Source organism: Limosilactobacillus reuteri subsp. porcinus, from assembly GCF_036621895.1.
GTDB lineage: Bacteria > Bacillota > Bacilli > Lactobacillales > Lactobacillaceae > Limosilactobacillus > Limosilactobacillus reuteri_J.
In genome coordinates this window covers 1-6,646 of sequence record NZ_LN887327.1, presented here as the reverse complement: position 1 = coordinate 6,646, position 6,646 = coordinate 1, and the positions used below count along the sequence as shown (strand labels likewise).

The window sequence follows — 6,646 nt, the reverse complement described above, 5'->3', positions numbered from 1 at the left end:
ACTTATTACCACATGACTTAATCATAATTGTTGAATATAAAATATGTACTCTATGAACTGTACCATTGCCAATGGTATTATACCACCATTAGCAACAAAAATTACTTTGGCTTTACCTAGGTCTTTTATTATAGACCAAAAATAAATCAATACTATTTTTATGCTTAAAATACAATAAATTTTATAAAAAATAAATGCTTATAACCACCTTCAAAGTCACCCCCTGCGATGGTTATAAAGTACTATAAGTAGTGTGACTGTAAGCTACTCTAACGCTTACAAAAACTACGTATCTTCATTATATTATAAATTTTGCTTACTGCAATACTAAACCACGGATTTCATACCATTACGATAATATTTACTTCCTGCTATAATTTTAATAATAAAAATAGTTAGCACATTGTCTTCACAACATCCTAACCATTAAATAATTATTCTTTAGTCTTCGTTATATTTCTTTTGACCAACACGTTCAGTACCAAGCTTACGGAAGTCGTATTTAATCTTGCTGTTTCGTTCAAATTCTTGTAATCCTAATTGAATTAACCGATCAATCAAGTCAGAATATGAAATACCAGAAACTTCCCACATTTGAGGGTACAGACTAATGTTAGTAAATCCTGGTAATGTATTTGGTTCACCAAGATAAGGGACATTATTGCTGTCAACTAAAAAGTCAATCCGAGCCATTCCCTTCATTCCTAATGCCTTGTATGCTTTCAAAGCCATATCTGTAATTTCATCAACTAAGTATTGTGGTAATTTAACAGGAAGTTCAAAAACAACCCCGCTGGCATCCACAAACTTGTTTTCGTAATCATAGAATGGATCGTCCTTAGGTACACGAACAGCTCCTAACTTAGAGGCAATTGGATGTTCATTTCCTAAGATTGAAATCTCAATTTCTTGAGGATTAGCGATCCCCTGTTCTACTAAGATCTTGTAATCATACTTAAAAGCATCATCTAACGCTTTTTCATATTCTTCAGCGTTAGTAACTCGATGAATTCCAACGGAGGAACCTTGCTTAGCTGGCTTTACAAAAGTGAGATTACCTAATTTTTCTTCAATCCGGCTCCATGAATAATCAGCCCGGTTTTCTGGCGTAACTACTACATAAGGGGTGTTGCGAATACCAGCTTGACTAATAATCTTCTTAGTAAGATCCTTGTCAAAAGACATCGCACTAGCTGCAATATTTGAACCAACGTATGGCTTATTAAGGAGCTTAAAGAGGCCTTGAATTGTACCATCTTCACCTAAATTACCATGGATAACAGGGAAGAAGAAATCAATTTCCTTTTGTTCGTTTAAGGCCATAATTGGTGCTAATGGACTACTCATATCCATCTTTTGATATGCTTCTGCTACCACTTGGTCTTCAGGTTCACCATCAAAGATCTTTTGAGAATCCTCATTGCCTAATAGAATTCCATCCTTTGTAAACATAAAAAGACTTACATCATATTTTTCCTTATCAAGAGCATCATAGATATTATGTGCTGATCGCTTTGACACATCATGTTCAGAGGAGTTACCACCAAATAATAAAGCGATGTGTAATTTTTTGGTCATAATAAATACCACCTTAAATATTTTTATCTTAGCCGCTTTCCTAGAACCTTAAGTATAACATGAACTGGAAAGATCCGCCAATACTAAATAGGAGGGACTGTGACATAAGTTAAGTTACTTTCATAAAAAGCAAATACGCAGTACAACAATGGCCTCTAACGTCCGGCAAAATCGAACGTTAGAGGCCTATTGTTGCTTGCGGGGGCTCGAAAACGAAGTCACAAGTGACTTCTGTCTCGCTCCCTCCTAATTTTTATTTAACTTCAACAATCCAGTTTTTTTCCATATCGCTTGAATTTAATCCAGCCGGATCATCAATAATCGCTTCATTTATTTTGGTAATCTTACCATCAATGGGACTATCCACATCGGTAACTGCTTTTTCTGCTTCAACCGCAATAAACTTATCAGCTTGTTTCAAGGTTGTCCCTACTGCCGGCACATCAATGAAACTTACTTCTCCTAACTCATCACGGCCTTCATCGTTTAAGCCGACACGCTTAGTACCATCTGCTTGCTCTTTTACCCAAAAATAATCTTTTGCCATTTTATAACCCCACTATCTAAATTCACGATTACTGCTAAACATATAAGAATGATGATGGTAACGCATCGACATTACCATTCCAATCCCAATCAAGTTACCAATTAATGAGGATCCCCCAGCACTAATAAATGGAAGCGGAATACCTGTTAATGGTAATAGACCGATGTTCATTCCAATATTTTCAAAAATATGGAATAAAATCATCATGATAACTCCGGTTGAGATATAAGCATAGAATTCGTTCTTGGTATCGAATGTTACTCGAATCATTAAGTAGATCAGTAACAAGTAGATAAGGATTAATAAAACCCCACCAATGAACCCAAAATTCTCACCGATAACGGAAAAAATCATATCTGATTCACGAACCGGAACATAAACCTTTGAGTTATTAAAACCAGTTCCAGTAATACCACCCGAACCAACCGCTTTAATACTCTGCCATAACTGATACCCTTGGTTAGTTGTATCCTGTTCTGGATGAAGCCAGGTATCAACCCGATCAAACTGGTATGCTTGAAACCCAACATGTTCAAGTATTTGTCGCCCAACCGAACTAGTTACCATCGCTAAGGCTGAGCCCCCAACAACAACTAATATCGTAGCTGCTGGCGCCAAAATTCGCCAAGTAACTCCAGAAACTAAGACCATTCCACAGAAAATAGCGAAGAATACTAACCCAGTCCCAAAGTCATTTTGAAACTTCAGCGAAATTAAAATTGGTAATAGCCATAAGAACATCGTCCCAATTAATCGCCAATCTGAATCAACAGTATGCACACTATATCGGTTATTATGAGTCGTAATAACACGCCCCATCATTAAAATATAGGCAGGCTTCATTATTTCCGAAGGCTGAAACGTAAATGGTCCAATTGCAAACCAACTCTTAGCCCCGGTACTAGCATAATAGGCTCGACTATAAAAGACTAGGATTGCGAACATTAAAAATACACTTAGCCAGTATACAATTGGTGCTAATTTCCATAATTGTTCAGCATCAAATTGCATAATGACAATAATAAGGATTGTTCCAACCGCATACCAAACCAACTGGGTAATAACCTGTCGTGCTACACTAGTTTGCTGCCGATCATGAACTGCCGCTACATAGATTGAAGCAAGACCAATCAAGGCTAACAAAAGAACACAGAATATAATTCCCCAGTCAATCCGACTTTCTACATCATTTTGCGAACGTTGCATTACCAAACTCCTTTACAAAATATTAATCAAAGAGGATGGTTCACCAAACTAATGCTGGTGAAGATGATATTGTTGAAGGACTATTTCTAATCCCTCTTCTTGAGAACGAACATAAAATTCGCTCTGGTCACTTATCAGCATTGCTTTGAAACGTTCATTATCGGTTACAACTTCACCAATCAATCGGTCTCCAATAAAAATTTGTTGAACCGGTTGATTACGACGTTCAATATCTTTAACGCTGACTTCTACTTTTTTATCTTTCTTTGACACTTTTTCACCCTTAATAACTATTATTACCCCTGACGACAAAAAGTAAAATGATTAGGTACCGGATCATAGCCACCACGAGAAAACGGCTGACAACGAAGGAGCCGCCAACTTCCGAGCAATATCCCCTTTAAACCAAAGCGTTGTAAAGCTTCTAACATGTACTGTGAACATGAGGGGGTAAAGCGACATACGCGAAATGGTCGTTGGGTGGAAATGCCTCGTTGATACCAGCGTATAAGGTCACATAAAATCCTTACCATTTCAACTTACTTCTTTCGCTCAGTCTTTTGCATCCGTTCTAACATTTCACCAGCACCCTTAGCAACATTGTCTAATGGGTCTTGTGAAACAACAACCGGTACTTTTAGACGAGCACTGAATAATTGATCGACACCCTTTAATAAAGAAGTACCACCGGTTAACATTATTCCCCGGTCAATAATATCACTAGCTAACTCTGGTGGAATTGTTTCTAATACATTTACAGCGGCTGAAACAATTTGTTCAAGCGTATCGTGCAATGCTTCTTCAATTTCATTTTCATTAACCGTGATTTGCTTTGGCATTCCAGTAGCTACATCACGACCACGAACATCCATTGTTTCAGGATCATCAACCCGTAATGCAGTCCCGAGTTCCATTTTGATCTTTTCAGCAGTATGTTCACCAATTACTAGGCCGTGCTTATTCTTAATATAAGAAGCAATATCACTATTCATCTTATCACCGGCCATCCGAATTGACTGGCTTGAGACAATATCGCCTAATGAAAGAATGGCGATATCACTGGTACCACCACCCATATCAATGACCATGTTTCCACGAGGTTTAAAAATGTCTAATCCAGCACCAATTGCTGCTACTTTAGGCTCGTATTCAAGGTAAACTTTACCACCACCAGATTGTTCAGCGGCTTGAATAATTGCCTTTCGTTCAATCTCAGTAATATTCGTTGGTGCGCAGATCATGATGTTTGGCTTTGACATAAACCCTTTAACGCTTAGTTTACCAATAAAGTAGGAAAGCATTTCTTGAGTAACATCAAAATCAGAAATAACTCCATCCTTTAATGGACGAATAGCCCGAATGTTACTAGGAGTACGTCCAACCATTCGGTATGCTTCTGAACCAACAGCCAATACTTTATTGGTTTTTGTATCAACCGCCACAACTGACGGTTCATTTAGAACAATACCCTTGCCTTGAACATAAATCAAAACATTGGCAGTTCCCAAATCAATTCCAATATCCTTTGCCATTAATTTCTTCTCCTTTTAGCTAGTTAAGTTTTAACACTAAACTCGTTAATATCGTTCGTAATTATACCACAAAATAGGGATACAGATAGACGTCGCTTACGAATCTTTAATCTTGATTTGTTTTATTCTTAGAAGGCTTTACCGCCAATTTAATTTTATCCTCGACATCAATTCGATCAATCTTGGCCCCTAATTGTTGTAACTTTTGGTGAAGATGGTAATATCCCCGATCAATATATTTTAGGTTACGAACCTGGGTAATTCCATCAGCAACTAACCCGGCCAATACTAAAGCAGCCCCCGCTCGTAAATCAGAGGCAGCTACTTCAGCGCCACTAAAACGCGTGGGACCATTTAAAACCGCAACTGGACCATTAATTTGAAAATCGGCGTTCATTCGTCGTAATTCTTCTAAATGCATAAAACGCTTCTCAAAAATCGTCTCATCTAGGGTACTGGTCCCATTTGCCAAAAGCTGGAGAACGGACATTTGTGGTTGAAGATCAGTAGGGAATCCCGGATATGGGAGGGTCTTAATATTCGTAGGGATTAAAACCGAAGTCCCCAGAACACGGATCCCATCTTCTTGAACGATGACTGTCACACCCATTTCCTCCAACTTAGCAATCAATGAGGTGTTATGCTCAGCGATTGCTCCTTCAACCACTACATCACCATTAGTAATGGCTGTCGCAATCATAAATGTTCCTGCCTCAATTCTATCTGGCATTACTGTATGTTCACAACCATGAAGGAAATTAACCCCTTGAATCCGGATAATGTCTGTTCCAGCACCATGAACACGTGCACCCATTTTATTCAACATATTTGCTAAATCAACAATTTCAGGCTCACTGGCGGCATTTTCAATTGTTGTAATTCCCTGCGCAAGGGTTGCTGCCATCATCAGATTTTGCGTTGCACCGACACTAGGAAAATCTAGATAAATATGATCACCAATTAAGTGTTCAGCCCGCGCTTCTAAGTATCCATCGTGTTGCTCAATAACCGCTCCTAATTGACGTAGTCCCTTAAGATGTAAGTCGATTGGCCGCGAACCAATCGCACATCCACCAGGAAGCGCAATTTGCGCATGACCTGTCCGAGCTAGCAAGGGGCCTAAGACTACCATCGATGCCCGCATCCGGCTAACATATTCTAATGGTGCTTCAGATGATACAGGATCAGCCGCATCAATTGTCAAAACGTGTTTATCCTTATCAAAATCTACTTTTATATTTAAGAACCGTAATAACTGATTCATTGTCGTTACATCCGATAAAATTGGAACATTTGATAATTTAATGTTTCCGCTAGAAGCCAAAATAGATGCCGCTTGAATTGGTAAGACTGCATTTTTTGCTCCTTCAACTTTAACTCGACCAGTTAACCTCTGACCGCCTTTAACAACAATTTTTTCCATAAGATCCTCCAGTAAATACTATCGAATTAAATATGTCAAATTACCAATTGCACTTAGGATATTTAAGAAAAATGTCGCACATAAATATCCTAGTCCAGTAGCCATCAAAACAATAAGTAGAGGCAATGTACGTGGTGGTCGGTTAAAAAAATGCTCAAAATGTATCCCTTGAATAGCAAAAAACGCTAACCAGACAAATGCCAATTGCACTATTATTTCTATTAGCGCTCGTAATCCTGTAATTTGCAATCGATCACCCTCTTTTAAACTAAATTCAATCATATCATATCACATGATTAAATTATTAATTCGTAAAAAAGCTTAATTATCTTTTAAACGAAACAACCTAAGATTAGTTCA

Annotated in this window: 8 protein-coding genes; all 8 read right to left on the bottom strand. The window is 38.0% G+C overall.

Going from position 1 to position 6,646, the window contains the following annotated elements:
- Positions 1 to 441: 441 nt before the first annotated feature.
- Complete coding sequence (locus AACL61_RS01290) at positions 442 to 1,578, bottom strand: D-alanine--D-alanine ligase family protein (protein WP_003672387.1); 1,137 nt, start codon at positions 1,576 to 1,578, stop codon at positions 442 to 444.
- Between the two features lie 253 nt (positions 1,579 to 1,831).
- Positions 1,832 to 2,125, bottom strand: a complete 294-nt coding sequence (locus AACL61_RS01285) for a glycine cleavage system H family protein (protein WP_003672558.1) — start codon at positions 2,123 to 2,125, stop codon at positions 1,832 to 1,834.
- A 12-nt stretch (positions 2,126 to 2,137) separates the two neighbouring features.
- Positions 2,138 to 3,331: an FtsW/RodA/SpoVE family cell cycle protein gene (locus tag AACL61_RS01280; RefSeq protein ID WP_102816080.1), complete on the bottom strand. Its 1,194-nt coding sequence runs from the start codon at positions 3,329 to 3,331 to the stop codon at positions 2,138 to 2,140.
- A 48-nt stretch (positions 3,332 to 3,379) separates the two neighbouring features.
- Positions 3,380 to 3,604 (bottom strand): DUF2969 domain-containing protein, encoded by a 225-nt coding sequence (locus AACL61_RS01275; protein ID WP_003666580.1) that lies wholly within the window; start codon positions 3,602 to 3,604, stop codon positions 3,380 to 3,382.
- A gap of 23 nt (positions 3,605 to 3,627) precedes the next feature.
- Positions 3,628 to 3,864, bottom strand: coding sequence for a membrane protein insertion efficiency factor YidD (gene yidD / locus AACL61_RS01270; protein WP_339110871.1), 237 nt, complete (start codon positions 3,862 to 3,864; stop codon positions 3,628 to 3,630).
- A 6-nt stretch (positions 3,865 to 3,870) separates the two neighbouring features.
- Entirely contained in the window at positions 3,871 to 4,863 is a 993-nt protein-coding gene (gene mreB / locus AACL61_RS01265; protein ID WP_003666578.1) for a rod shape-determining protein, read from the bottom strand.
- Between the two features lie 106 nt (positions 4,864 to 4,969).
- A complete protein-coding gene (gene murA / locus AACL61_RS01260; protein ID WP_102816081.1) occupies positions 4,970 to 6,286 on the bottom strand; it encodes a UDP-N-acetylglucosamine 1-carboxyvinyltransferase in 1,317 nt (438 codons plus the stop codon).
- 18 nt (positions 6,287 to 6,304) lie between these two features.
- Positions 6,305 to 6,568, bottom strand: a complete 264-nt coding sequence (locus tag AACL61_RS01255; protein WP_003667560.1) for a DUF1146 family protein — start codon at positions 6,566 to 6,568, stop codon at positions 6,305 to 6,307.
- Between the last annotated feature and the right edge of the window lie 78 nt (positions 6,569 to 6,646).